Annotated in this window: 21 protein-coding genes; 7 read left to right on the top strand and 14 right to left on the bottom strand. The window is 59.4% G+C overall.

Annotated elements, in window-relative coordinates:
• Positions 1-80: 80 nt before the first annotated feature.
• From AYK65_RS29140 to rfbF, 7 genes are all read right to left on the bottom strand, one after another.
• The gene (locus tag AYK65_RS29140; protein WP_081162833.1) at positions 81-3,293 is read right to left on the bottom strand and encodes a calcium-binding protein; all 3,213 of its coding nucleotides are present in this window, start codon (positions 3,291-3,293) and stop codon (positions 81-83) included.
• 159 nt (positions 3,294-3,452) lie between these two features.
• On the bottom strand, positions 3,453-3,854 hold the full coding sequence (locus AYK65_RS29135) for a GtrA family protein (protein ID WP_081162830.1): 402 nt from the start codon (positions 3,852-3,854) through the stop codon (positions 3,453-3,455).
• Entirely contained in the window at positions 3,854-4,834 is a 981-nt protein-coding gene (locus AYK65_RS29130) for a glycosyltransferase family 2 protein (RefSeq protein WP_081163103.1), read from the bottom strand. The genes AYK65_RS29135 and AYK65_RS29130 overlap by 1 nt, the downstream gene beginning before the upstream one ends.
• A gap of 10 nt (positions 4,835-4,844) precedes the next feature.
• Complete coding sequence (locus tag AYK65_RS29125) at positions 4,845-5,846, bottom strand: NAD-dependent epimerase/dehydratase family protein (RefSeq protein ID WP_172402084.1); 1,002 nt, start codon at positions 5,844-5,846, stop codon at positions 4,845-4,847.
• Between the two features lie 185 nt (positions 5,847-6,031).
• Positions 6,032-7,270 (bottom strand): DegT/DnrJ/EryC1/StrS family aminotransferase, encoded by a 1,239-nt coding sequence (locus AYK65_RS29120; protein WP_034885219.1) that lies wholly within the window; start codon positions 7,268-7,270, stop codon positions 6,032-6,034.
• Positions 7,271-7,291: 21 nt separating this feature from the next.
• Positions 7,292-8,380, bottom strand: a complete 1,089-nt coding sequence (gene rfbG, locus AYK65_RS29115; protein ID WP_046117648.1) for a CDP-glucose 4,6-dehydratase — start codon at positions 8,378-8,380, stop codon at positions 7,292-7,294.
• A 1-nt stretch (position 8,381) separates the two neighbouring features.
• Positions 8,382-9,218 carry a glucose-1-phosphate cytidylyltransferase gene (gene rfbF, locus AYK65_RS29110; protein ID WP_046117826.1) on the bottom strand — a complete coding sequence of 279 codons (837 nt, stop codon included), beginning with the start codon at positions 9,216-9,218 and terminating at the stop codon, positions 8,382-8,384.
• A 516-nt stretch (positions 9,219-9,734) separates the two neighbouring features.
• On the opposite strand from rfbF, the gene AYK65_RS29105 reads away from it, so the two are divergent.
• Positions 9,735-11,366, top strand: a complete 1,632-nt coding sequence (locus AYK65_RS29105; RefSeq protein WP_081162825.1) for a glycosyltransferase family 39 protein — start codon at positions 9,735-9,737, stop codon at positions 11,364-11,366.
• 76 nt (positions 11,367-11,442) lie between these two features.
• Here the strand turns inward: AYK65_RS29105 and AYK65_RS29100 are convergent, their stop codons facing one another.
• The 6 genes from AYK65_RS29100 to AYK65_RS29080 form a co-directional block, all read right to left on the bottom strand.
• On the bottom strand, positions 11,443-12,588 hold the full coding sequence (locus AYK65_RS29100) for a glycosyltransferase family 4 protein (RefSeq protein ID WP_172402083.1): 1,146 nt from the start codon (positions 12,586-12,588) through the stop codon (positions 11,443-11,445).
• Between the two features lie 188 nt (positions 12,589-12,776).
• Positions 12,777-13,436 carry a response regulator transcription factor gene (locus AYK65_RS29095; protein WP_026614512.1) on the bottom strand — a complete coding sequence of 220 codons (660 nt, stop codon included), beginning with the start codon at positions 13,434-13,436 and terminating at the stop codon, positions 12,777-12,779.
• A complete protein-coding gene (locus AYK65_RS29090; RefSeq protein WP_081162819.1) occupies positions 13,433-13,747 on the bottom strand; it encodes an ATP-binding protein in 315 nt (104 codons plus the stop codon). Before AYK65_RS29090 ends, AYK65_RS29095 begins: the two co-directional genes overlap by 4 nt.
• A gap of 60 nt (positions 13,748-13,807) precedes the next feature.
• Positions 13,808-14,014 carry a hypothetical protein gene (locus AYK65_RS32205; RefSeq protein WP_139793387.1) on the bottom strand — a complete coding sequence of 69 codons (207 nt, stop codon included), beginning with the start codon at positions 14,012-14,014 and terminating at the stop codon, positions 13,808-13,810.
• A gap of 3 nt (positions 14,015-14,017) precedes the next feature.
• On the bottom strand, positions 14,018-14,857 hold the full coding sequence (locus AYK65_RS29085; RefSeq protein ID WP_081162817.1) for a sulfotransferase family protein: 840 nt from the start codon (positions 14,855-14,857) through the stop codon (positions 14,018-14,020).
• Positions 14,858-15,596: 739 nt separating this feature from the next.
• Positions 15,597-16,952 carry a lipopolysaccharide biosynthesis protein gene (locus AYK65_RS29080; protein WP_081162815.1) on the bottom strand — a complete coding sequence of 452 codons (1,356 nt, stop codon included), beginning with the start codon at positions 16,950-16,952 and terminating at the stop codon, positions 15,597-15,599.
• Positions 16,953-17,258: 306 nt separating this feature from the next.
• Here AYK65_RS29080 and AYK65_RS29075 point away from each other — a divergent pair, with 306 nt between their 5' ends.
• From AYK65_RS29075 to AYK65_RS29060, 4 genes are all read left to right on the top strand, one after another.
• Positions 17,259-18,512, top strand: a complete 1,254-nt coding sequence (locus AYK65_RS29075; protein ID WP_046117654.1) for a polysaccharide biosynthesis/export family protein — start codon at positions 17,259-17,261, stop codon at positions 18,510-18,512.
• 68 nt (positions 18,513-18,580) lie between these two features.
• The gene (locus AYK65_RS29070; RefSeq protein WP_081162813.1) at positions 18,581-19,267 is read left to right on the top strand and encodes a sugar transferase; all 687 of its coding nucleotides are present in this window, start codon (positions 18,581-18,583) and stop codon (positions 19,265-19,267) included.
• 157 nt (positions 19,268-19,424) lie between these two features.
• Complete coding sequence (locus tag AYK65_RS29065) at positions 19,425-20,111, top strand: PIG-L deacetylase family protein (RefSeq protein WP_026614506.1); 687 nt, start codon at positions 19,425-19,427, stop codon at positions 20,109-20,111.
• Between the two features lie 94 nt (positions 20,112-20,205).
• Positions 20,206-21,399: a DegT/DnrJ/EryC1/StrS aminotransferase family protein gene (locus tag AYK65_RS29060; protein WP_081162810.1), complete on the top strand. Its 1,194-nt coding sequence runs from the start codon at positions 20,206-20,208 to the stop codon at positions 21,397-21,399.
• Positions 21,400-21,558: 159 nt separating this feature from the next.
• Here the strand turns inward: AYK65_RS29060 and AYK65_RS29055 are convergent, their stop codons facing one another.
• The gene (locus tag AYK65_RS29055) at positions 21,559-22,401 is read right to left on the bottom strand and encodes a sulfotransferase domain-containing protein (protein ID WP_026614504.1); all 843 of its coding nucleotides are present in this window, start codon (positions 22,399-22,401) and stop codon (positions 21,559-21,561) included.
• A 485-nt stretch (positions 22,402-22,886) separates the two neighbouring features.
• Here AYK65_RS29055 and AYK65_RS29050 point away from each other — a divergent pair, with 485 nt between their 5' ends.
• Positions 22,887-24,065, top strand: coding sequence for a glycosyltransferase family 4 protein (locus tag AYK65_RS29050; protein ID WP_081162808.1), 1,179 nt, complete (start codon positions 22,887-22,889; stop codon positions 24,063-24,065).
• 361 nt (positions 24,066-24,426) lie between these two features.
• Positions 24,427-25,245 carry a class I SAM-dependent methyltransferase gene (locus AYK65_RS29045; RefSeq protein ID WP_244560145.1) on the top strand — a complete coding sequence of 273 codons (819 nt, stop codon included), beginning with the start codon at positions 24,427-24,429 and terminating at the stop codon, positions 25,243-25,245.
• The last annotated feature ends 307 nt before the right edge of the window (positions 25,246-25,552 follow it).

The following is a 25,552-nucleotide window of genomic DNA, read 5'->3' as shown; positions in this document are numbered from 1 at the left end:
TAAAAATCAGCTCCGCCTTCCGAGCGAGCGGCCGATAGCCGGTGATTGCCTTGACCAGCCTGTCGGCACAATAGTGCTCGTCACACGATGAGGAAATCTCCCGTCGTCAGGCCCGGTTGCGTCGAGAGCAGCGCGAACTTCACGGCCGTAGCACCTGAAAGGCTGCCGTCTGCATCATAGTAGAGGGTGCCCGTCGTCGTATCATAGATGATCCTGTGGTTGGCGTCCTGCGCCGCGGTCGCGCCGGCGGCCGCGTAGAATTGCGCGCTTGCCAGCGAACCGGCGCTCAGCGCGGTGAAGACGGTCGTCGATAGGGCGAGCTTGTCTCCCGCGCCGAAGTCCGAGATAGTGTCGATATTCGTCGCCCCAAGAGCGAAATCGAACTGGAAAGTGTCGGCACCGGCATTACCGAAGAGCACGTCGCTTCCGCCGCCGCCCGACAGGAGATTGGCGTTCGCATCGCCCCTGAGATCGTCGTTGCCGGTCCCGCCCCACACGTTCTCGATGTTGCGGACCGTATCCTCGGCCACGCCTCCGACCGTGACGGTTGCAGTGGTGGCGCCATTGAGGGTGACAGATACCGACACGCTCTTGTCGCGATAGCTTGCCGTGTCGACGCCCGCACCACCATCGAGGGTATCCGCTCCGCCCCCACCCGTGAGCAGGTCCTTGTTGTCATTGCCATCGAGCCTGTTGTCGAGGCCGTCGCCTGTGAGCGTATCATTGCCCTTGCCACCAAACACGTTCTCGATGTTGCGGATGGTGTCCTCCGCGGAACCTCCGATGAAGACGAAGCTGTCGTTTCCTCCGTCGAGCGTGACCCTGACCGAGGCTGTCTTCTCGCGGTAATCCGCCGTGTCGACGCCTGCGCTGCCGTCGATGAAATCGGCCCCGAGGGCGCCGCGGAACAGATTGTTTGCGCTGTCGCCAACAAGCGTGTCGGCGGCGGACCCCGCCAAAATATTCTCGATGCCGCGAATAGTATCTTCGGCTATGCCGGCGACAACGACGCTCGCATTGGCCGTGCCGTTGAGAGTAACGCTGATCGCCTCGGTCTTCTCCCGGTAATCGGCCGCGTCGATTCCGTTGCCGCCGTCGAGCACGTCTCTGCCCAAACCGCCCGTCAGCGTGTCGTTGCCGTCATTGCCGCGCAGTGTATTGGCCAGTTTGTCGCCGGTGAGCGTATCGCCGGCGGAGCCCCCCGAGATATTCTCGAAGTTCCGGATCGTGTCCTCGTTCGCGCCGTCGACTTTGACGATCACGGCATTGGCTCCGTCGAGCGTAAGGACGACGGACCTTGTCTTGTCCCGGTAATCGGCCGTGTCGACGCCCGCTCCGCCGTCGAGAGTGTCAGCACCCCCGCCCCCGCGTAGCGTGTTGCTGCCGCCGTCGCCAGTCAGCACGTCGGCGCCGGCGCCTCCGAAGATGTTCTCGATGTTGCGGACCGTGTCCTCGTCCACGCCGCCGACGGTCGCAATCGCACTAGCCGCACCCAATGTCAGGACGATCGCGGCGGTTTTGTCGCTGAGGTCAATCGTGTCGGAACCGACGCCGCCGTCAATGACGTCGAGGCCGCCTCCGCCCTTAAGGAGGTCGTCCCCCGCACCGCCAATGATGATGTTCGCCTGCGCGTCGCCGGTGATCACGTCGGAAGCGGCGCCGCCGGTTACATTCTCGATGTTGCGGACGCTGTCTTCGGCAACACCGCCGACCAAGACCGTTGAGCTGTTGGCGCCGTTGAGCGTGAGCGCGATCTGTTTGGTTGATGCGGAATAATCGACGGTATCGCTGCCGGCACCGCCATCGAGCACATTTGCAAAGCCGTCGCCAGCGAGGACATCGTTGCCCGCGCCGCCGATGATGTTCTCTATGTTGCGAAGCGTGTCCTCCGCCACCCCGCCCACGGACACCGTGGCAGCACTCGCCCCGGCCAGCCTTACGACCACGGATGCCGTCTTATCGCTATAGTCGGCAGTATCGCTGCCGGCGCCACCGTCCAGCGCGTCGGAACCGGCGCTCCCGCGGAATGTGTTGGCAGCGGCATCGCCGGTGAATTGGTCGTTGCCTGAGCCGCCGATGATATTCTCGATATTGCGCACCGTATCCTCTGCTGTCCCGCCAATAGTCGCGATCGCGTTGGTCGCACCGTTGAGTGCGAGGAGAACGGATTGAGTCTTGTCGCTGAAATCGACGGTGTCGCTGCCATCGCCGCCGTCCAATGTGTCGGCACCGGAGCCTCCGCGGAACGTATTGCCGGCCGCGTCACCGGTCATCGTGTCACCGCCCGAGCCGCCGACGACGTTCTCGATCTTCGCGATCGAGTCCTCAGCAACGCCGCCGACAGTCACGGTGGCGAGGCTGCTGCCGTTCAGTGTCACTGCAATGGCGGCTGTCTTGTCGCTGTAGTCGGCCGTATCGATGTCCTCGCCGCCGTCCAGGATGTCTGCCCCGCCACTTCCTTTCAGCCAGTCATTGCCGCGCGCGCCGGAAAGCTTGTTGGCCGCGGCATCGCCCGTTAGCGTGTCGCCCGCCGACCCGCCGACGATGTTCTCGACATTGCGGATCGTGTCCTCCGCAACTCCGCCGACGAAGACCGTTGCGGCATTGGCGCCGTTAAGTGTAAGAACGACCGCAGCAGTCTTCTCCCGGATGTCGAAGGTGTCGATACCGGCGCCGCCATCGACCTCATCGTCGCCAGCACCACCAAACAGGGCGTCGTCGCCACTGCCCCCATTGAGGGTGTCGTTGCCGGCTTCGCCGCGCAGGACGTTGTTCCGATCGTCGCCGGTCAGGATGTCGTCGCCCGAGCCGCCGTAAGCGTTCTCGAAATTGCTGATGGTATCCTCGGCAAGACCATTCACGAAGACCGTCGTCGGAGTGGCTCCCCCTAGGGTGACCACGACCGATGTCGTCTTGTCGGTAAAGTCGACCGTGTCGATCCCGGCTCCGCCGTCGAGCACGTCGCTTCCGCCCCCGCCTCTGAAAAGGTTGTTTTCGGCATCCCCGGTGATGGTGTCGTCCCCTGAACCGCCGTAGACATTTTCGATCCTGCGGAGGATATCTTCGTCAATGCCACCGACCGTAACAACCGCATCATTGATCCCGTTGAGCGTGACGCTGATCCCTGCCGTCTTGTCCCGATAGTCGGCCGTGTCGACTCCCAAGCCGCCGTTGATGACGTCGGCCCCTCCCAATCCCTGAAGGAGATCGTCACCGGCCAGGCCGCTGATCGTGTCCTCTTGATCCGTGCCGATGAGGATATTGTTTCCGGATGTGCCGTTGATGATTGCCATGGCCAGTCCTCCGTGCCACTCCCTGTTAAGACCGCGAAGCGCGGGGCAGGGAACCTGCTTTAATGTTCGATGTTTCAGTGCTTCCTCGCGGTGAGCTCCTTGTTTTGTTGTCGTGACATGATTGTCAGCGCAAAAGGTTGCGCAATTCGGCGCCGGCTATCAGGTCCGAAAGACCCATAGGCGTGCGACGAGATAGTTCCAGGCGAAGACCGGGGGAACGCTTAAGATCTTTGCAAGGGGCGCGGGGAGCCACCTCGCCAGCAGGGCGACTAAGCAGGTCGAGATCACGAGACCGGTGAGAGTGCCGAGGACGAACTTCAACGCCTGAAGGTGACTGTGCCGGGCGCGGAAGGTCCACGACCGGTTGAGAACATAGCTTACGAGAATGCCGCACGAATAGGACAGAATGTTAGCGGGGCCTGGTGCCGCGTCGATGGCGACGAAGCCGGTGAAGAGCACGAAATCCAAAGTCGTCGTGATAGAGCCAACGGTGGCAAAGCGCAGCAATCTGTCGAGGCTTTCCTGTCGGCCGAAGGCATAGCGGGCGAGCAAAGAGCGCATCAGCCTGAACCCATTCTCGACGGCGCGCGCTCAGAATGCGCATCGAACTCGTCATTCAGGCTCGCCTCGATTATCGGGGTCGGGCGTCGTTTGGATTGCATGAATATCCGCCCGATATATTCGCCTATGATCCCAAGGAAGATCGCATTTAGCGTGATGGAGAGCAGGATCAGGATCGTTGTCGTTGCGAAACCTGCAGGCCATTCCTGACCGAAAACCAGCTTGCCGATGACATAGCCGATGAGCAACAGAAAGGTCGCCGTTCCCATGATCAGGCTCGTCATCGAGGCTATCCGCAACGGCGTCAGAGAATGATTGAGAATGCCGTCGACGGCTAATGAGAACATGGCCCTGAACGGGAATTTGCTTTCGCCCGCGACCCGGGCCTCGCGGTCATATTCGAAACCGACTTGCGAGAAGCCCATCGCGCTGATCAGCCCGCGCAGATAGGGCGACGTGTCGTCGACCCGGCGCAGTTCATCCAGAATGCGTCGGTCGACCAAGCGGAATTCGCCGACGTTCAGGGGCAGGTCGTCTTCGCTCAAGGCATTGATGCACCGGTAGAATGTGCGTCTTACAAAGACGGTGAACCACCCATCCGTAAGCGAGCGGCGAATTCCATAGACGACCTGATGGCCCTGTCGCCAGAGCGCCACCATCTGGGGGATCAGGTGCGGCGGATCCTGGAGATCGCAATCGATCTGGACAGAGCAATCGCCGGTCGCCGCCTTGTAGGCTATGAGGAGCGAGCGCTGATATCCGACATTACGGCTGAAACGGATGACGCGGACGCGGCGATCCTCGCGTGCAATCTCCTGAAGAATTTGGAAGGTGCGGTCCGTGGAATGATTATCGGTGAAGATGATCTCATAATTGTAGCCGGGAAGATCGCGGAACGTTTCCACAATGGCGGCATAGGCTCGCCGGACGTTCGCTTCCTCGTTGAACGCCGGTATCAGAACAGAAATCAACGGCTTCATCTCGGCCACCTTATGGAGCTCCCGTTCTTTCTCGGCGCGACGTTGCCGGCAACTCGCTCGGCGGCTCCTGCAGGCGCGCGTGCTCGCGATACCATGCGACGGTCTGCACGAGACCTTCTGCCAATGGAGTGGATGCGCTCCATCCGAGAAGGCTGCGTGCCAACGCCGTGGCGGCGCGGAAGTCCGGAATGCCCGACGAACCATCCGCCGGGCCATACTCGACGAGCGTCGGATCGGCGCCCGTTTCCGCGATTATCAGTCGCGCCACGTCGCGCATCGTCGGAGCAAAGCCGGTGCCGATATTGATGATCGTGCCGCCAGACAGTTGCGCCTCTGCTACATGGAGAAGCCCGTCAACGGCGTCGTCGATATAGATCAGGTCGCGCCGATCTTCCGGATGTCGCACCATCGAAGTCTCTCCGGCCAGGCAACGGGTGATCAGCCATGGCAGGAGATAGGCAGTGGATTGCAAGGCGCCGTAGACCAGGGCGAGCCGGGCGGTAATGACCGGGAACGGCAGCCGGCGCTGAAGGGCGCCAGCCAGCTGCGTGGCAGCGACCAGTTCGGCGCCGTAGGCGTTGACCGGAACTTCGCGCGTGTCCTCGTGAAATGGCGCCTGTGCGGAGCCATATTCGGCGAGCGAGCCCGTCCGGATCATGATTTTCGGGGGACGGGGCGCCGTTGCGGCGGCGCTCAGCAAGCCGATCAATACCTGCACCTGCTCGCGCATCCCATCCCGAGCGTCGGAGAGGTCAGGGGCTTCCGGCCGGCGCGGACGGGCCGCGAGGTGAAATATGTACTCGGGTTCTGCATCGGAAAGACAGTGCTTGAGCGCGGTCTCTGATTGCAGGTCAAAATTGTGCCGAACGACGCCGCCGCGTAGATCCTGGACCCGCGTGTCGTCGGAGCCCGGGCGGATGATGAGATGAACCTGATGACCGGCCGCAAGGCAAGCCCTCGCTAGATGAGAGCCGACGAAACCTGCGCCACCGGTGATAAGAATACGCGCCACGACTTGAACCCACCTACCCTTGCTGCGAAGCCTAAATGCCGCTCGGGAGCTGCGAAGCGCCATCTGCTCTTTGAGCTGCTTCACGCATGTTTCAGCGCCTCCCGATGCGATAGTGGAGTCGGCCCGAGGACCGACGCCGATAGCTTAGAGGCGGACAACCGTGCACACCTTCTCACCTCGTCCTGTCAGCTTGCTACAGCACTCGCCTGCAGCGGTGCACGCATCCTCGGTTTCGTCGAGAAACTGTCGACGAAGTCGCAGAACGACGCATGGATATGGTCGAGTTGCTCCGGCGTGAGGCCGTGATGGCAGGCGAGCAAGATCCCGCCGCGCATCACGTCGTCCGCCACCGGGTAGCCCTTGTCAGAGACCCGGCTGTTGACGTCTTTCATGGCCGGTTGACGCAGGATATTGCCGGTGAAAACGGGGCGGGTCTGAATATCCCTGCGTTCGAGGAAGATCTGCATATCGCGCCTGGTGAACGGCGCATCCGGCCGGATCGTGAGCGGGAAGGCAAGCCACCCGGTTCGGGACTCGGACAATTGCCGCGGCAGAATGAACCAGTCTTCGTATTGTTTGAAGAAGGCCAACTGGGCGGCAAAGTTGCGCTCCCGCGCGGCAATGTTTTCTTCGAGCCTGTCGAGCTGAACGAGCCCGAAGGCGGCACCCATCTCGGACGGCTCCAAATTGAAGCCGAGCGCCTCGAACACGAACTTCGCGTCATAGGAGAAGCCGTCGATGTCGATGTTGAAACGGTTTTCGACCGACTCGGAATCGACGAACAGTGACGACGTGCGCCCCCAGGAGCGCATCAGCCTTGCGCGTCGCGCCAGTTCATCGTCATTGACGCAGAGCATGCCACCGTTTCCGGCCGCCGTTATCACGTGCGAGCCGTAGAAGCTGGTCGTGCTGACATGGGAGCGCTTGCCGGTGCTGACGCCTTTGATGGTGGCGCCGAGGGTATCGCAACTGTCTTCGATGACGAACAGGCCGTGGGCGTCGGCAATCGCACGAATTCGATCCCAATCCGGAAGATTGCCGATCAATGACGGGATCATCACGGCGCGCGTCTTTGGCGAAATCATGCGCTCGATCGCATCGACGTCGATGTTGTAGGTCGCTTCCGCCGCATCCACGAACACCGGCACGAGACCTGCCCTGACGATCGGCGCGACGGTTGTTGCGAAGGTCAGGGCCGGGGTGATGACTTCCGCGCCTTGCGGCAGCTGCAGCATTTCCACCGCCAGGTAGTTGGCCGAGGATCCGGAATTGACCATGATGCCGTGCCGCTTGGCGAAGAGCGCTGAGACGCGCTCTTCCATGCTTCTCACCGCGCGGCCCATCTGCGTCGACGTCCGCATGACATCGACAACGGCTGCGATTTCCTTCTCTCCGTAAACGGACTGCCCATAGTTGACACGCATGTCATGCTCTCCATCTGCGGTTCAGGCCGCTCTGACCCAGTGTGCTGCGTATTCGTCAAGTTGCTGCTGTGAGAACCGGCGCATGTCGGCCGGATCTTCCATGTATTTGCGGTACCAGGCGACGGTCATTCCGACCGCCTCGTCCAGCCCGAGCAAAGGTTTCCAACCGAGTTCGACGTGCGACTTCGTGCTGTCGAGGCGCAGGACGGCGGATTCGGCCGGCTCGTCGGCCCGGCGTTCGGCGACATATTCGGGTGGCGGACCGCCCCAATGGGAAACGACCAGTTCCGCGAGCGTGCCAACATTCACCGTCGCGTCCTTTTCGGGGCCGAAGTTCCAGCCGCCCGCGAAGCGTGCACCGGTCTCGATCAGGCCGGCAGCCAGCATGAGATAGCCGCGCAGCGGCTCGAGAACATGCTGCCAGGGCCTCACGTTCTTGGGATTTCGCAGGCGCGCCGGAATGCCGGTTTCGACGGCGCGCACCAGGTCGGGAATCAACCGGTCCGCGCCCCAGTCTCCGCCGCCGATCACGTTGCCCGCCCGCACTGTGGCAAGCTGCGGGCCGCCGGGATCGCTGAAGAAGGAGGAGCGGTAGGCCGCGGCCACCAGTTCGGCACACCCCTTCGAGGAACTGTAGGGATCGCGGCCGCCCATGGGATCGTTCTCCCGGTAGCCCCAGACCCATTCCCGATTTTCGTAGCATTTGTCGCTCGTGACGACGACGATGCCGCGCAAGGATGGCATGCGGCGTGCTGCCTCGAGCACCACGGCGGTCCCGACGACATTGGTCATATAGGTGTCGACCGGCCTCTCGTAGGAGGTCCGCACCACGGCCTGCGCCGCCATGTGGATGACGAGGTCGAAATCCTGACCGCCGATGCTTTCGCTGAAGCCCGCCTCGGTGCGAATGTCGCCAATGCGCCCGTCGACGAGGCCGTCGAGATCAATGGCAGACGAAAACGAGGGTGCGGATGCCGGCAGCGCAACGCCAACCACATGTGCGCCGAGACGGCGAAGCCAGAGCGATAGCCATCCGCCCTTGAACCCCGTGTGCCCGGTGACCAGGACGCGGCGGCCGCGAAGAATCCGGGAGAGGTCCGACTCGTTCACGTCACCCGCTCCGCCTAGAATTTGCCAGCGGCAGCTCAGTCACCGCGGCGGACGGGGGTGAAGCGCTACGCTCGAATTGCATCCACGGCGGATCCTCGGTTTCCGCAAGGCCGTTGAGGTAATCGCGGTCGCGGATCGTATCCATCGGATGCCAGAAGCCCTTGTGCTTGTAGGCAAAGAGCTCGCCATCCCGGGCCAGATTCGTCAGCGGCGACCCTTCCAACGGGTCTGACGGGCCGGAAATGTAATCCAGAACGCCGGGTTCGAAGACGAAAAAGCCGCCATTGATCCAGGTTTCGTGCTTGCGCACCTTTTCCGTGAACTCGGCGACCTTGTCGCCCTCGATCTCCAGATTGCCAAATCTTGCCGGCGGCTGCACCGCGGTGACTGTCGCCAGGCGGCCATGCGAGCGATGGAAGTCGAGCAGCGCTTCGATATCGATGTTGCCGACGCCATCCGCATAGGTGGCCATGAAGGTCTCGCCGTCGAGCCAGTCACGCAGGCGAAGCAGGCGGCCGCCCGTCATCGTCGAGAGACCGGTGTCGACCACCGAGACGTTCCAATCCAGAGGATGCACGGGGCGCAGCACCATGGACCCGTTTCCAAGTGCCACCGTGAAGTCGGCTGTCGACAGGTGGAAGTTGTGGAAGAAGTTCTTGATGAACATGCATTTGTAGCCGCCGGCGACGACGAAATCGTGGAAGCCCCAACGGCTGTAGATATCCATCACATGGAGAATGATCGGCTTGCCACCGACCTCCACCATGGGCTTCGGAATCCGGGTGGTCTCCTCCGCAAGGCGGGATCCGAGACCTCCGGCGAATAACACGACTTTCATGACGGCCTCCAAAAGCTTTAGCGACGGCAAATCCGATGGGATTGTCCAATCGGTGTCGCGCATGATGCGTCTCGTCGCTGTGCGCCTTTTCAGACGCAAAGGTCGCAAACAGCCAAACTTGCCGTGTGCTTCGTCCTTAAGCCGATATCTGTCCAAGGACCCGTGCAGTAAACGCGAGTGCAGAAACGCATCTATAAAAAAAGGCATCTGCCGGACCGAAGGAAAAAGCAGGTGCAAGATTTCAGTATTAAAGTGAGTGCAACTAAGCTATAGTTCTCCGAAATTATTTCGGTATTTACATTAGAAACTAATGCTATCCATCCTTCTCTAAATCCGCAAGCTGCGCCGTGTCAGGATAATCCCTACGGTGCTGTCAGGAATAACCCCGGATGGCGGCGAGCAATCGCGTCCGATACAGATAAAACCTAGGGCGAGCAGTGGCGCCAAAGGGGGCGGCGACAAACGTGATCGATATCGCAATTGTGTCGGAGTTTCCTTTAGGTCGGAGGAATTCGAATGGCGGGTATTGACGAGGTCGCTCCATCACGCGTTGCCATGCCCTCGGCGGATTTGAAAACGCTCCTGTCCCGTGCCGCGATCGTCATTCTCTCGGCACTGCTTCTCTTCTCCTTGCTATTGCGCTTGATGAACTACGAAATGCGCAAGGACGAGCAGCTATACGTGCCACCGATCAGGCTCCTTGATAACTACCGCCTCTATGAGGACTTCTTCTACAATCATCCGCCCGGCTCGGCCTGGCTATTCCATTGGATCGGCGCGACTATCGGGTCGGACCATCTGTTGTTCAGCGGCCGGCTGTCGGTCTTTCTGGCCTGGATGTTATTCCTGGCGGCGATCGGAGCCATCACCTACTCGCTGACGCGATCCGGGTTGATCAGTTGGTGCGTTGCCGCGCTCACTGTTACGAACGATCTTTTCCTGACACAGACAGGCATGGCGGCGACAAACAATTTCTTACCGCTGCCCTTCGCGTTCATCGGTCTCGGTTTGTTTGTGCTCGCTGTCCGAGAAGGACATCCCAAGCCTTTCCTGATTGCGATCGCAGGCCTCTGTCTGTCGCTTGCCGCGGTCTTCAAGATCAGTGCGGTGGCATTCATCCCGCCGGTGGCGATCGCAGCGTTACTGCTGCCGCGCACTTGCCGCTTCCGGGATCGCCTGCTGCACGTCGTTGCGCCTCTTGCTGCGGGAGGTCTTGTGGGGGGAATGCCGGTTCTCATACCCTTGCTCGCTGCGCCGCAGAGATTCCTTGCCCATGTTGCGCAATATCACACCGGCCCGCATCTGCAGTACTGGCGAACGGCAAATGCACCCGGCGAAGAGCAGGCTGTATCGCTGATGGCGAAGCTGTTGCTCGCACAGGATATATGGTTCTCCGCGGCAGGCGCCGTGGTGATCACCCTTCTGCTCGCGCTGCTGCTGACGGCGTTCCAGGCGCCGGCCGATTATGGGAAAAGCCGGCTCTCGCGCGTCCTCAATGGTCCGCTCCTTGTCGTGGCGGGCGCGCTCGTGTGCAGCGCGGCCATGAGCCTATTGCCCACGCCCAGCTTTCCCCAATATTTCGCGCCGCCGCTGATCTGTCTCCCCTTGGGGCTCGCTCTGCTTTTCGGCAGCTTAGCGCCCGAGACGCGAACACGGCTCCAGCCAGTGTTCGTCGGCGCGACAATGGTGGTTCTGGTGATCGAGGCGCCGCGTCTTGCCCAGCATATCGGCACGGCTGTCCGGCCGGACCGGTGGACGGTAACGCGGGTTCACGAGGCTGGCGTTGCTATCTCGCAGCGGATTGCGGCGGCAGGCGCGCAAGGAAAGGTGGCCACGCTGTCGCCGATCTATCCGTTAGAGGGTCATCTCGAAGTCTATCCAGAACTGGCGACGGGGCCCTTCGCCTATCGAACCGCGGAATTCACCAGTCAGGATCTTGCCACGTGGTATAGGATGACGTCGCCCGACCGCATTGCAGCCATGTTCGACGCTGATCCGCCCGGAGCCCTGCTGCTCGGCTTCGACGAGGTTCTCGAGCGACCGATGCTCGACTATGCGCGGCGAAATGGCTATCTGCCTTCAACCGACCTTGGCTTCAAAGATCGATACGGCAGTCCAGTCCTCTATCTGAGGCCTCCGCCGCAATGATCTAAACCACTTCGCGACGCACTACGTCCCTGTCGTGCATGCGGTTGCCGCAAACGGCTGCGCATGGATTAGGGCTTTAGGCGTGGCGTTCCGCGCGAGGGGATTCAGCGCTTTCGCCATAGCTCGATTTGAGCGACGGCGGGTTGACGGATCTGGCGATCACGTTATCCCACTGCTGCAGAATGGATGAAGTCGCATATCGCGCCGAGGCGGCCGCCGCGCCGTAGGTGGAAAGCTTGTTTCTCAAGGCCGGGTCGGTCACCAGGGAGAGAATTGCCTCGCCCAACCTCCGAACGTCTCCGGAGGGGACAAGCACCCCGGCATCCGGACTGCTGAGAATTTCCGACGGCCCCCACGAGCAATCGAACGCGATCGACGGCAGCCCTGCGGTCATCGCTTCCAAAAGCACATTCGGAAAGCCCTCGAAACGAGAACTCAGCACAAAGATGTCGCCCGCTCCAACCCACTCAAGCGGAAACTTTGTAACGCCAGGCATTTTGACGTTGTCGCCAATGCCGAGATCTCGCGCGAGGTGCTCGAGGGCGCAACGCTGAGACCCTTCGCCAAATATGGTCAACTGGGCTGTCGGAACGGATCGTGCTACGTAGCTGAATGCTTCGAGAAGCAAATCGAAGCCTTTCTGCCTTTCCAGGCGCCCAACGGCCACCACGCGGGTGCCTTGGCTTGGAACTCGTGCAACATTGGGCGGGAGCGTCACCGGGTTGGGTATGATCTCTGCCTTCCCGCGCAACCTCGGTGGCAGAGATTGAAAGGCATCCTGAGTTTGCATAATCAAGCTCGTTGCGCTTCTGACAGCAAACGGCTGAGCGAGCCGCCAAAGAAGATGAGTTTCCTGGGACGTGAAGTTGTTTCGCTCCGACATGATGATCGGCGTATCGAGGCCGCGAGTAGCCAAGCCGGCCAGTACATTCACCTTGGTCAGGAAGGAGATGACAAGATCCGGCTTGAGCGCCATCAGTCGGCGGCGAAGCCTCGACAGTCGTTGTACGGCTTGTGCGATGCGTGGGATGGCGCGAGTCGAACTTCCGAGCGTCTCGATCTTTATGGAACCGTGATAGGGGAAATAGGATTTCGGGCTATCGGCGTTGACTGCGAGAACGTGGACATTATCGCCTTGTGCATTGCGATGGTGCGCAAGGAGATTGACGATTTTTTCCGCGCCGCCCGCGCCGAGCCCCGAGAGGACGAATGCTATCCGCACGGCAACCTCCAATGTTTTACCCCAGAACCATCTCGCAAATGGCCTCTCGCCGGGGGCGCAGTTCCGGTCGGTTCTATTGGTCGGGTGAACAATGTGGGCTCGCTGGAGAATAGTTGCGGCCACTTCGGGTTTGTATCTAGCACAATTGCCCCCCTGATCCTACGGTAGTCATCCGAGGATAACTGGCATCAATTGACGCTCATCCAGCCGTGGGTCAAAGCGAAGTGCACGATTTGCGCCCGCGAACGCAGATTGAGCTTTTCTGTAGCTCGTGCCTTGTAGGTCTCGATCGACTTGACGCTGATATTGGTGTGGGCGCCGATCTCCTTGTTCGAGTAGCCGAGCGCGACTAGTCGCAGGACGGACTGTTCGCGGGCGGTTAACCCCAGCGCACCGATCGAAGGCGGACGTGCCGGGCTACGCTCGGTGGCCGAGGTCGCCATCTCGCGCGCAGTCGGAGGGTCGAAAAACAGCCCGCCAAGCATTACCGAGCGTATCGCAAGCAGCAGATTCTCCGCCGCCGAGCATTTCTGAACAAACCCCTTGGCCCCGATCTGCAGCGCTTGCTGAACATATGATCGAGCATGGTAATGGGTCATTATCACCACATGAGCGGCGTGGCTGTTGGCTATGACCTTTTCGGCGAGTTCGAGACCGCTCATGTCCGGGAGTGACACATCCAATATGGCGACATCCGGTGCGGCCTTGCCCATCTGGGTCATGGCCTCGGCGCCGGTGCTGGCTTCGCCGACGCAGAGGATATCGCCTGAGGTCTCGATCAACGTTCGCGCGCCCACAATCACCAGCGGGTGATCATCGACGATAAAGGTGCGGATGGGCGACTTCATGCTGGCGCTCCTTTCTGGAGCGCAGCCGGGGAGAATTGCATGGGAATTGCCGGTGTTAGCCGAGTGCCTCGGCGGCCTCGATCTTCGCCGGTCAGAACGCCCCCCAGCTTTGCCATCCGATCCTGCACGCCGGCAATGCCGGTGTGGCTACGCGCCCCTGGGACGATCGCCGTTGGCGGGCGATCCAATCCAACCTCGTGGTCCTCAACAGTTGCGGCGGGACAATGCTGCAGGTGCTTCATTTGCACCGTCAGCAGCGACGTCGTTATCGCATATTTTGTCAACGGGAAATTGCCGTATGAATTCGTCATGACAAAAGTTACTCCGTCAAGACATATAACTTAGTTGTTCACCAATCCGCTGATTTATAGTCATCGGTCATGGTGGACCGGGAAAAACAATAAATAAAAATCATGCCATTGCGATGTAGGTTTGAGCATAACAGATAGTTCTGGCGCGTCAACTTTAGGAAGCGCCGCATTAGTCGTAATAGCACAGCGCCTGGAAGGTGAGACCCAGCTCTCTCCGGCATTGGCCACTTCGTCGGCGCCCAAAATCAGTTCACCGAGCGTGTCCATCGGTTATTGCCGAGCGCTTCCATTTCTCAGCCATCCGTTCAGATCCCTGCCGACTATCGTACCGAGCTTCTCTACCTCCATGGCGTAGAAGTCGCTCATGCGTTCACGCAGGTCCCGGCTCAACGGAGCGTACTGCACTTCGGCGGCGGCGATCGAACGCAGCTTCTTGAAGGCAGCGTTTTGCCTGAAAGGAGCAACGATCGGCTTCAGCGGGCGCAGCAGGCGACGCAAGGTCGGGTGGATCACCGGCTCGGTCTTGTCTTTGACCTTCTTGGCCAGAGGGCGAGGCGGCAGGTCGTCAGCGATATCCAGGAACTTTCGGACGCGGTCGAGTTGCGCACCCGCATCGATCTTCATGTCCTCATAAAGCACGACGAGAATCTGATCGCGCGGAAATCGATCGAGATAGGCTTGCAATTGCTGAAAATAGAGGCCGCCGTTCAGGAAGCGTCCGCCGGCGCCGTTGCGGGGGTCAAGATATGTCGCGATGTCTCGGCCGACTTCGCCCCTGCGGTAGAGCATGCAGTAATCCGAGTAGGCCCGCTCAATGGGATTACGCAACTGCGCGATCAGCCGCGCCTTGGGAAGCTTCTCTTTTATCCGCTCAGCAGCGCCCTCCGTGTCCATGTAGGAGTTGGATTTTTCACCAACGAGACATTGGTCCTTCTGTACTTCAAAGTTTGAGAGGTACCACTCGTCCCCACGATCATAGTAGCGGCTGAAATAATGCAATTCGGGAGCCGGCATGTATATGCGCGGGTCCTGCTGAAGTGATTGCTGAAGCCAGGTCGTGGCAGCCTTGGTCGCGCCAATGATCAGGAAATCGATCTCGTGCATCTTCATGTTGTGCTCCTTCACAGCCTTCCGTGCCGTCTAAGGATAGTTGCGCGGCGCCGGCGTGATACGCGACACCAGCCTCTCATACAGCCGGCTTTTCCCTTCAGCATGCACCATGTTGCATCGTCGACAAGAGCCCGCTTCTAAATCCCGCTCGCAGTGTTCTCCGTCGAACCCAAAGCGTTCGAGCGACGGCACCGACGATGCGGGTCTTCACCATTCGCTGGCCCATCATCGTGCTCCGGATCCCCTCCGCCCTTGGTGGCCGCGGCGACCGCCGTTCCCGAAAGCACCGCCGGGGCCCCCGAAGCTCTGTCTGCGCCAGTCCGGCAAGTATCGGGCCGCTTATGCAAGACGCCATGCGGCGACTGTTCATGAGATATCTCACCCGAATTCGCATTCTTCCCGCGAAGCACCTTCCGGTGCGGCTCGTTGATCTAGGCCATGTCGCACGTATCACTTGGCACAATACATAGCGGCCGCCCAGTTCATCTTCCCGAGCAAGGAAAGGCTATTAGACTTTTCGAAGCTGAAAGGAGCATGTTCTTCTCCCGGCCAGGTGATGAAAGTCATTTGAGTATGTCTTCTATTTGGATGTCGGCGAAGGAAAATTCTCCCGCCGTCGCAAAGGCAAAGAGCATTAATCAATAAGGAAACGAGCGGTCTCATAATAGTGAACGCCCGCAGGTTGAGCAAGAGGTCGGTGTTGGGCGTCGAGAAACTGCGTGGCGATGAGGAGTTAGGCTTAAAGATGTTCGTCTTGCCGGATCCCCGGGGTCTGGCGATAAGCGACGGTCATCATCGATAACCAAATTGTGGCCATGACGATATGAGCGATGTTGGCGCCCATGGCGCCCACCCACGGAATCAGCGTCAGCGCCGTGGCATGAAATGCAATCGTTGCGACGAGCACGCCCCGTAATACACGGTCTTCCCGCCCCATCGCCAGAAGCGCCGACCGGGTAACGGTGGCGTACAACATCATTGTGACGGCAATGGATTGGACGACAACCAGCGGCGCTGCCGCCTCGAACTGCGAACCGACAGCAAATCTTAGCAGCGGACCGATCGTCAGATAGATCCCGCCGACCAGCACTATGCCGAAGCCGAGAAGAATGCCACGCATCTGTGTGACGGCGCGATGAAACTCATCAAGCGCGCTGGCTGCCCAGGCTCGAGCCAAGTCGGGGAAAAGGACCGCCTGGACCTGGTCCCCCACCTGCTGTGCAAGCCGGCCAATTCGTTTGGCTATGTGATAAAGACCCGCAGCGGCCGGGCCAGCCAAATACCCGACGAAAAGTGTGTCGATCTGATTGGCGCTCGAACGTAACGTCAATGACAAGTTCGTCGAGATCGCGAACTTCCATAGACCCGGAAAGTGGGAGGTAATTCCTCGAACAGAAGCCTTGAGCACACCTGCCAACATTCCCCGTCTGCGCAATTCCGCAAGCGAGAGCGTGAGGATGGTGAGCGAGGCGGCGATCTGAGCTGCCATCCAGATCAGCACGAATTCGAACAAGCCGCCCCCGATGGCAAAGCCAATCGCACACAGTCCGACACGCAGGATGCTGGAGGCGACATGGCCATAGGCGATGGATCGGAACTTTCCGAACAGGCGTAGCACGGCCATCGGCATGCCGGAGATCTGGAACGGCAGAACCGCGCAATAAAGGGTGACGAGGCCGGACATCTCGGGCGAAATCCCGAACCATCGGCCGAAGGCCCACACGAGCGTCACAGCGATCAAGAAGCCGGTCGCCGCGGCGGAAACGTCAAGTAGAAGCCCGAATTTGAGCAACGAATTAAGTGTTTCCGGCTCCTTCGATTGCGCGCCGAATTTGATCAGGGGCTGCCACGACTGGAAGTTCACGAGGCGTTCTACGGCGCTTGTGTAGGTGAAGCAGAGCGCCAAAATGCCATAGTCAGAAGGACCGAGCGCCCTTGCCGTCAAGGCAAAACCCACGAGACCGATCAGCGAAGTGAGCGCGTTCCCAGTAAGTAAGTGCCCGATGTTCTGCAGGCGGCTCTTCAAGCTTTCTTCCCGAGCCAGCACTTTGCGCAAGCCGTTGACCTTTTTGGCTAGCTTTTTCCGGATCGCCAAACGAGACCTCCCGCCTCCCAACGAGGCCGCCTGATGGAAGAGGCGCCTTCCTACGGCCGCAGCACGCAGTCGATGCCCTTATTGGTTTTATTGGGGGAGTGGACTGATACCGCACGGGAAAAGCCCGCCGCGGCTTCCGACGATCATCCGTGGATAGCCTTAGTGAAAACGCCTCGACTATGGTCGGTCGCCGCCCCCAGCGCAATAAATGGTTAAAATCCTTTGACGTGACAGTGCGACGGAGAATATAGTCACGCATATATTTTTGGTAGCCTTTTCTTTATTGCTTTTTGGAGTTCCGTTGAGATGGGGAAATCACCGACAGGAACAGGCATGAGCTGGCCGCTGCGCACCTGGGGCGCGTACATTATGGTGATCGCGCTGTTGGTGGTCGCGTTTTCGATGGGCCTGTCATCGCGCGCGGATGCGGGCGAATATCGGCTCAACACAGGCGATGTTCTGACCTTTGACTTCCTCGATGATGCCGAATTGCCGGTCACCGCGACCATTTCCGGCAACGGCGAAGCGCAGTTCCCCCTTATCGGCGGAATTAACGTCGTAGGTCTCACGATACCGGAGGCCTTGGATAAGCTTCGCGGCGAATTCCGCAGCCGCGAGATCCTCGTCGATCCAAAAATATCCCTCAACATTTCAACTTTCCGGCCGATTTTCGTTCTCGGCGAGGTCAAGAGCCCTGGTTCGTTTCCATTTTACAGCGGCCTAACGGTCGAGCAGGCCATCGGTCTGGCGGGCGGTATGCAGTTTGTTGCTACGAGCGCATCCGACCGGGTCCTCGCGCGCGCCCGTCTGCGGGCGGAGATAGAGGCCGCCAGCGCGGAGATTGTCCACGAAGCCGTCTATGCAGCAAGGCTCGCGGCGCAGTTGAAATCCAGTGACAAGATCGACTTGAATGACGTCCCGGAGATCGCGCGCGAATATGTCGACGGCGCGCCCCTTGATGGCGTCATTGAGCTCGAGGAGAAAATCCTCAGGGCGGATCTCGCAGCCAACAAGTCCCAGGCACAAATTCTCACGGAAGGGATTGCGCAATCCGAGGGCGGCATCGAGATCCTGAACGAGTTGGTGCAGCAGCAAAGGGACGTCGTTCAAAACAGCGAGGAAGATTTGGAGCGCATCGGCGTGCTTCGCAAGCGCGGGCTGAACACCGAAAGCGAGCTCTCGCGCGCAGAGAACAACGCACTAGGAGAAAAGGCCCAGCTCCTTGAGACCTTCGCAACCCTTGCGCGGTCGCGCCAGGAGTTGAGCGAGCTGAAGCTGCAGCTAGCAAAGCTTGCAGCCGACAGGGAGAAGGAGATTCTAACTCAGCTCCAGGAGCGTGAAATCACCATCAAGAAGCTGATTGCAAACCAGCACTCAGCTGAAGAGCAAATGCTCCTCATGGCCGCCGTGGCCGAAGACGAAACAAAGAAAAATCAGATTTCCTATACATATGAGATCCGCCGAAATCCGGTCGGCGGCAAGCCGACCAGCATACAGGCATCGCTAATGACCGAATTGCTCCCGGGCGATGTAGTCGTGGTCGGTATCGCCGGCATGTGAGCATCATCGGCACTTAATATTACAAGTGATACTAAAAAATGTGTTCCAGGCGCCAAAGGGACATTCAGTTGAAGCCCAATCAAGAGCACGCCGTCTCCAATATTGATCTGACCGCCTTTTCCGGATCAAGCCGTCTCAAGCGCGTCCTCGACTGCGTGGTTGCCGGAGCCCTCGTCGTCCTGTGCCTACCGCTGATGGCGCTCACGGCTTTGGTCGTTTGGCTGAGCCTCGGCTCGCCTTTGTTCTTTGCCCAGGCACGCGCCGGCGCTGGGATGCAGGTCTTCACCGTCTCCAAGTTTCGCACGATGACGGATGCGCGCGGGAGCGATGGCGCACTGCTGCCGGATGGGGTGCGACAGACCACTGCAACGGCGTTGTTGCGGAGGCTTCGCTTCGACGAGTTGCCGCAACTGCTCTGCGTCCTCGCGGGCAACATGTCGATGGTCGGCCCGCGCCCGCTTCCCCTAGTCACGGTTGAGGCCTTCGGTGAGCTCGGTCGCATGCGCTCCTTGGTTGCCCCCGGCATGACAGGCTGGGCGCAAGTGAACGGCAATACGCGACTGTCGGACGATGAGAAAATCGCGCTCGATCTCTGGTATGTCGCGCACGCCAGTCTCTGGCTCGACGCGTGGATCCTCCTGCTGACGGTGAAAACAATCGTTACAGGTGAGCGGGTGCATGCAGAACGCCTGAAAATGGCCCACGCGTTTCTCTCGCATTACCCTTGCGGGCGGTTGCAAGCGATGACGCGATAGTAGGCATGGTGACGGATCCGGTGACTGAAGGTGAGGGGCGCTGGGGAGACCTCGCGAAGTCGCAACGCCGGTAGCATCTTCTTAGGTTAATTCGCGACGGCGTGCGGCTCTGGTTGAAACGCCCGCGTAGCGTCAAGGTATGTTTTCCGGAGGTTTTATGGCTGGCTCGAAGATCGCTTTCGGACGCACTCTGGTTGTCGCTCCGCATCCCGATGATGAAGTGCTCGGTGCCGGCGGCACGATCGCGAGGCTTGCCTCCGAGGGCGAGGAGGTTTTCGTCGCAATCGTGACGGAGGGGAAGCCCCCATCCTTTGATCCAGCGCAGACAGCGAGGATACAGGCCGAGGCCGCAGAGGCACATCGGGCGCTCGGGGTGAAGGAGACCGTCTGGTTGCGGTTGCCGGCCGCCCAGCTCGCGGAGACAGCGCACGCGATCGTCAACGGCGCTCTGCTTGAACTCGTTCGCCGCCTGTCGCCACAAACGGTGCTCGTCCCGTTCGTAGGCGACATGCACATGGATCATCAGCTGACCTTCACCTCGGCGCTAGTGGCATGTCGGCCGCACCAGGCGGAGTTTCCGAAGCTGATTCTCGCTTACGAGACCCTTTCCGAAACGAATTGGAATGCTCCCTATTTGTCTCCGGGGTTCCTGCCAAATGTCTTCGTCGACATCACTGGTCACCTCGAGGCGAAACTGGAGGCAATGCAGTTGTTCGCCTCGCAACTACGCCAACCACCGCACGAGCGTTCCATAGCGACGCTGCGAGCACTTGCCACGCTGCGCGGCGCAACCGTGATGACCCAGGCAGCCGAAGCTTTCGTCCTGGTTCGGCAAGTCGTTTGAGCTTTGTAGAACGGGCCGACGCGCGTCGGTCGGTTCCGACCATCTGATGCTCCTCCGGCCAAAGCCGGAGATCAATACAGAACTGGAGGGATAAATGGGGCGCTGGCCGGTTTACGATGAGGAGCAGATCGAGGATGTGGTGTCCATCCTAAGATCGGGAGAGGTGAATGCCTGGACAGGGCCGCATGTCCGGGACTTCGAGGCTGCATATGAGCGCTATCTTGGTGTCCAGCATGCGGTGGCCGTGGCGAACGGAACGGTGGCGCTCGACCTCGCGCTCTTTGCGCTCGGGCTTCAGCCCGGCGACGAGGTGATCGTTACTCCGCGCAGCTTCATCGCTTCGGCCTCCGCCGTGCCGATGGCGGGCGGAATTGCGGTTTTCGCTGACGTCGATCGCGACAGCCAGAACATCACTGTCGAAACCATCAGAGCGAAGCTGACGTCGAGGACCAAAGGCATCATCGCCGTCCACCTCGCGGGCTGGCCCTGCGACATGCCGGCGATCATGGCGTTCGCCCGCGAGAACGGGCTGTGGGTGATCGAGGATTGCGCCCAGGCGCACGGTGCCGAAATCGACGGTCGACCGGTTGGCAGCTTCGCCGATGTCGCGGCTTTCTCCTTCTGCCAGGACAAGATCATCACCACCGGAGGGGAGGGCGGCCTGGTGGCCATGAACGATGACGAACTGTGGCAGAAGGCCTGGAGCCGCAAGGATCACGGCAAGTCCTATGATGCCGTTTACCACAGGCAGCACCCGCCGGGCTTCCGCTGGCTGCATGAAACCTTCGGGACGAACTGGCGCATGATGTCCATCCAGGCGGTGTTGGGATCACGGCAACTGCAGCGCCTCGAGCAATGGCACGGCATCAGGGCGCATAATGCCGCCATCCTCGCCAGGGCCGCAGAGGAGATCGATGCCCTGCGTACGCCTTTGCCGCCCCGCGGCATCCGACATGCATGGTATCGGTTCTATACCTTCCTGAGGCCGGAGCTTCTGAAATCAGGTTGGAGCAGGGACCGGATCGTCGCGGAGATCAACGGAGCGGGGGTCGCCTGCTTCAGCGGCAGTTGCTCGGAGATTTATCTGGAGAAGGCATTTGCCGATGTCGGCATGGCCCCCGTCGAGAGACTACCGAACGCGCGGGAACTCGGTGAGACGAGCCTGACGTTTCTCGTCGATCCCGCCCTGGACTCGGCCGCGATGGAGAAGGCGGTACACGTGCTACGCGGGGTGTTTGCGAGTGCCAGCCACGCCAACGAAGCGCTTTATGCCGCGCGAACGTCGTAGCCGGCAGCAAGGGCAGCCAAGGTCGCGGTAGAGAAGCCACCACTACGGCCGTGTGTTCAAGTGAACGCAACGAGACGCCATAGTGCTTTGCCCCTTGTCTATCCTCTCGCGTTCAGCGGTTTTCGCTCGACCTGAGACGCCGGTGTGCCGCTGCCTCTTTCAGAGCTGTAGTCCGGTGCGGCCGATAAGGCGCTTGGCAGCTGTCGTCAGATTCGCTGCGCACAAGCGCTCGACTTGCGCCACTTGCGCATCGTCAAGATAGTCTCTGAACCCGCCCGCCTTGCCGCGCCGCATGCGCAGGCTTTCGACGTCGTTTCGGTCATAGTCATGGGCCGGGATGCCTTCTGCACGTTCCCGAGCCTGCATGGACTCGAAGCGGCCGGCCTCGACTGCTGCCCGAACCGCGTTTCGATCTATCGGGCAACTGAGAAATTCAAGGACCGCCTGCGTTTGCCGCTCCGCGTCGGCAGAGAGATCCTCATAGCTCAGAACGATGTGAGCGCGATTGGATAAACCGCCGGCCCAACCGTTCAGATAGTCGATCATGGCGGGCATCCCCTGATCACGGTCGGCTATGAAATCTGAAAGGCTGCCCGCGAAACGGTGTTTGTGGCGCGTCGCGTGAAAGTAGGCCGAAACGACCACATCGCGCGGATCCCGAACCATCATTATGACCGGACGTTTAAGGAATAAACTTGCGCGATAGTCCAGGTGGCTGACTAGGACCGTGGGGATCACGCCCTTCGCGCTGCGGAAACGGTAGCCGGGAATCCCGCGCACCGGATCGAGGTCGAAATTTGGCACGATCGAAAACATGTTGTGAAGGTCTACAGGCTGGGGAACGCCGGCGATCGCAGCGAGATAGTGGGAAAGAATATAGCGGAACCAAGTGCGGCCCGATTTCGGGTAGGAAACCAGGAAGCTGTCGGCTCGGGCCGCATGTGCAGTTAGCCGTACCCGCTTCTCCACCCGACGCCATGCTCGCTTTAGAATGCTGGCCATCAAATTCTCCACAACCCGCCGTTGCTCAAAAATGGCATAATTCGCGATGCTTTAGGGGACCATAAACCTATATATTGAATTTCATATTATTTTCAGCTTTGATCAGGTGATCGATAGTTCCGGATGGGCAGAAACAATCAGCAGGCGAAAAAATATTCGTTCCGCGCTTTTGAAGGGCGATTTCGATCTGTTACCGGATCTCTTCGCGAGATGCTTTTAATGTTGGTGAGTAGCAGAGAGAGATTACTATTGATTCTCAGAACATCACCAAATAAAGTTCGGAAATGAATTAGATCCTATTAACAAGATTGCTGAAAATCAATTCGGTTAGTTGATTCTGAAACGAAAAGCTTGCATCCTATCTACAACACACTCTCCATTGCGCCTGGGGGGCGTCCGTGCCGAGGTCGGAAATCCTGGTTACCCGTCACGAAGACACGAGATTCGCCCCGATCCTTGAACAATCGGGGGAGGGGCATTTCGATATGAATGAGAGTGCGGATTCCCGGACCTTTGAAATGTCGAAGATTGGCGGCGCGCGAATCACGATCGTCATCGCGGGCCTTGGAGCGGGCGGCACCGAGCACGTGGTGAACATCCTCAGTAACCACTGGAATGCGCTCGGCTGTACGGTGACTATCATCACGCTCGAGCCACCGGATGCGCAGCCCTACTACAACTTCGATCCAAAGATTGCGGTCGTACGCCTGGGGGTGCCTCCTCGTCGAGCTTCGAAGATGCATTCCGGCTTCCTCGTGTTTCAGCGATTTCAACGGCTTCGAACCGCTATCCGACATTCGCGGCCGGACCTCGTCTTAAGCTTTCTCACGCGAACGAACGTCTTGACGCTCCTAGCTACAGTCGGACTGGCCGTTCCGGTCATCATCTCCGAGCGCAATAACCCGGCTTTGCAGCCGGTCGGAGCGTTTTGGAAGTGGCTACAGGCAATCCTCTATCCGCGAGCATTCGGGTTCGTCACGATGACCCAGGGGGCATTAGACCATTTTTCACCGAAGATACGCCGCATTGGAAGGGTTATCGCCAATCCGGTTGATTTGCCTACGGGCTGGCGGGATCGACGCGGAAAGAACATTCTTGCAGCGGTCGGTCGATTGACCCGCCAAAAGGGCTTCGACCTGTTGCTGGAGGCCTTCTCAAAAATCGCCAGCACGTATCCAGAGTGGCAGTTGGTAATCTGGGGAGAGGGCGATGAAAGGCGCAGTCTGGAGGCGCTGCGCGACGCACTCGGACTACAGAAACGAGTAGATATGCCTGGCGTGACCGAACGGCCCGGCCTTTGGATTGAAACCGCAGATGCATTTGTTCTGTCGTCGCGCTACGAGGGGTGGGGAATTGTCTTGCTGGAAGCAATGGCTGCTGGTCTGCCTGTTGTTTCCTTTGAATGCGAGTGGGGCCCTAGCGTCATGATTACGCATGAGAGCGACGGCATATTAGTGCCAAGCGAGGATGTTGAAGCCCTTGCAAAGGCGCTTGACAGGGTACTCGCCGATCGTGAGCTTAGGGAACGACTGGGGGCGAGGGCTGAGGTCAGCGCTCAGCGGTACATGCCAGAGCGGATTCTCTCCGAGTGGGACGCACTGGCCTCCTGCGCCTTAAATCATAAATTGCAGACTGGGTTGCAGGTGGCGCAAAAAACAGCATGATGGCCGCGCTTGCCTCGCGTTGCGAGCTCCATTGCGTTACCAAAGCAGCTTTATTTTAGGGCCGCTTTGGACTATGCTTGAAGCCTCGGCTGCGTCGGCCCTTTGGGCAAACTCGCGATCGAAAGGCACTATGTCAACCCGTGCGGAAAAGCTGGGCTCGGTTCGCCCCACATTCCGCTCTAATTATCAGTTGGTCGCTTTTTGCTTTGGTCATGCGACCAAAACTCATTGCTATTTAGCCGTGAGGAGATGAGTGCGGCTCATCCGGTTTAATCCGTCCTCGATTGATCTTTATCGAACAAAACGATCAGCTTCGAACCGCCGAGTTCAGACGCAACCGCAGCACAATTGGGAAAATGCATTGAGTCAAGACATGGTGGTCGCCATGGCGCAAATAATTCGCGAAATTGCACAGGGCAGGCGATTTGAATTCGGCCGAAATTGGAGCAGCTTCCTGGGTGTCGTGGACGACGACCGTCTTGCAAGCGCGGTCGACAGCCTGAAAGCAATGCTGAGGGTCGACGATCTCCACGACAGGACCTTTTTGGATATAGGCAGCGGCAGCGGCTTATTCTCACTGGCCGCCAAAAAGCTTGGCGCCAGTGTATATTCTTTCGACTGCGACCCACAATCAGTCGCTTGCACGCATGCGCTGAAGCAGCGTTACTTCCCTAAGTGTGAGGACTGGATAATCGAGGAAGGATCTGCGTTGGACGCAGATTATCTCCGTCGCCTCGGCCAGTTCGACGTTGTGTATTCATGGGGCGTCTTGCACCATACCGGAGCGATGTGGCAGGCACTGGAAAATGTCGACAGCAATGTGAAGCAAGGCGGAAAGCTGTTTCTTGCACTCTACAATCGCCAGCCGATCATCAGCACATACTGGGTGTTTGCGAAGAAGTTATACAACAAGCATCCTATGTCACGTCCTGTGCTCATCTTCGTTCATTTTCTCTATCCTGCCTTACCGAGTGTGGTTATCCGGTACTTTGAGGCGCGAAAACCTCCAAGGGGAATGTCATTTTGGCACGACCACCTTGACTGGCTCGGCGGCTATCCCTTCGAGGTTTCCACTCCCAAAGAAGTTTTCGACTTCTATCACGAGAAGGGCTACCAATTGGATCAGATCAAGACGGTAGGTGGGCGGCACGGCTGTAACGAGTATGTATTTATAAAGTGACGAGAACAAAAGGCAGCTCCGCCACTGCGCGGTTCGGCGGCAGCGACGTTTCAGAATGCCTGTACGGGAGAGGCCGAACGCTCTTTTGCTCCTGGATGATGCCGCGGACTCATGAAGGCTCGACAACAATGTCGCCCCTAGACGGTCGCCTATGAGTGCCCTAAGTCGCGATGTGCTGGTCTCCTGCGCATTGGACAGTGGGTCGCGGATGAACTGACAGGTGCCTTATGACGCCGGAAAATTCGCGCGTGCCCTTCGCTACGATTGTTTGAGCCGTGTTGGCGGAGCGGGTCATCGGCGGTTTTGA

It is taken from the genome of Ensifer aridi, assembly GCF_002078505.1.
Taxonomy (GTDB): Bacteria; Pseudomonadota; Alphaproteobacteria; order Rhizobiales; family Rhizobiaceae; genus Sinorhizobium; species Sinorhizobium aridi.
The sequence above is the reverse complement of the archived record's forward strand: the minus strand, read 5'-3'. Positions and strand labels throughout refer to the sequence as shown.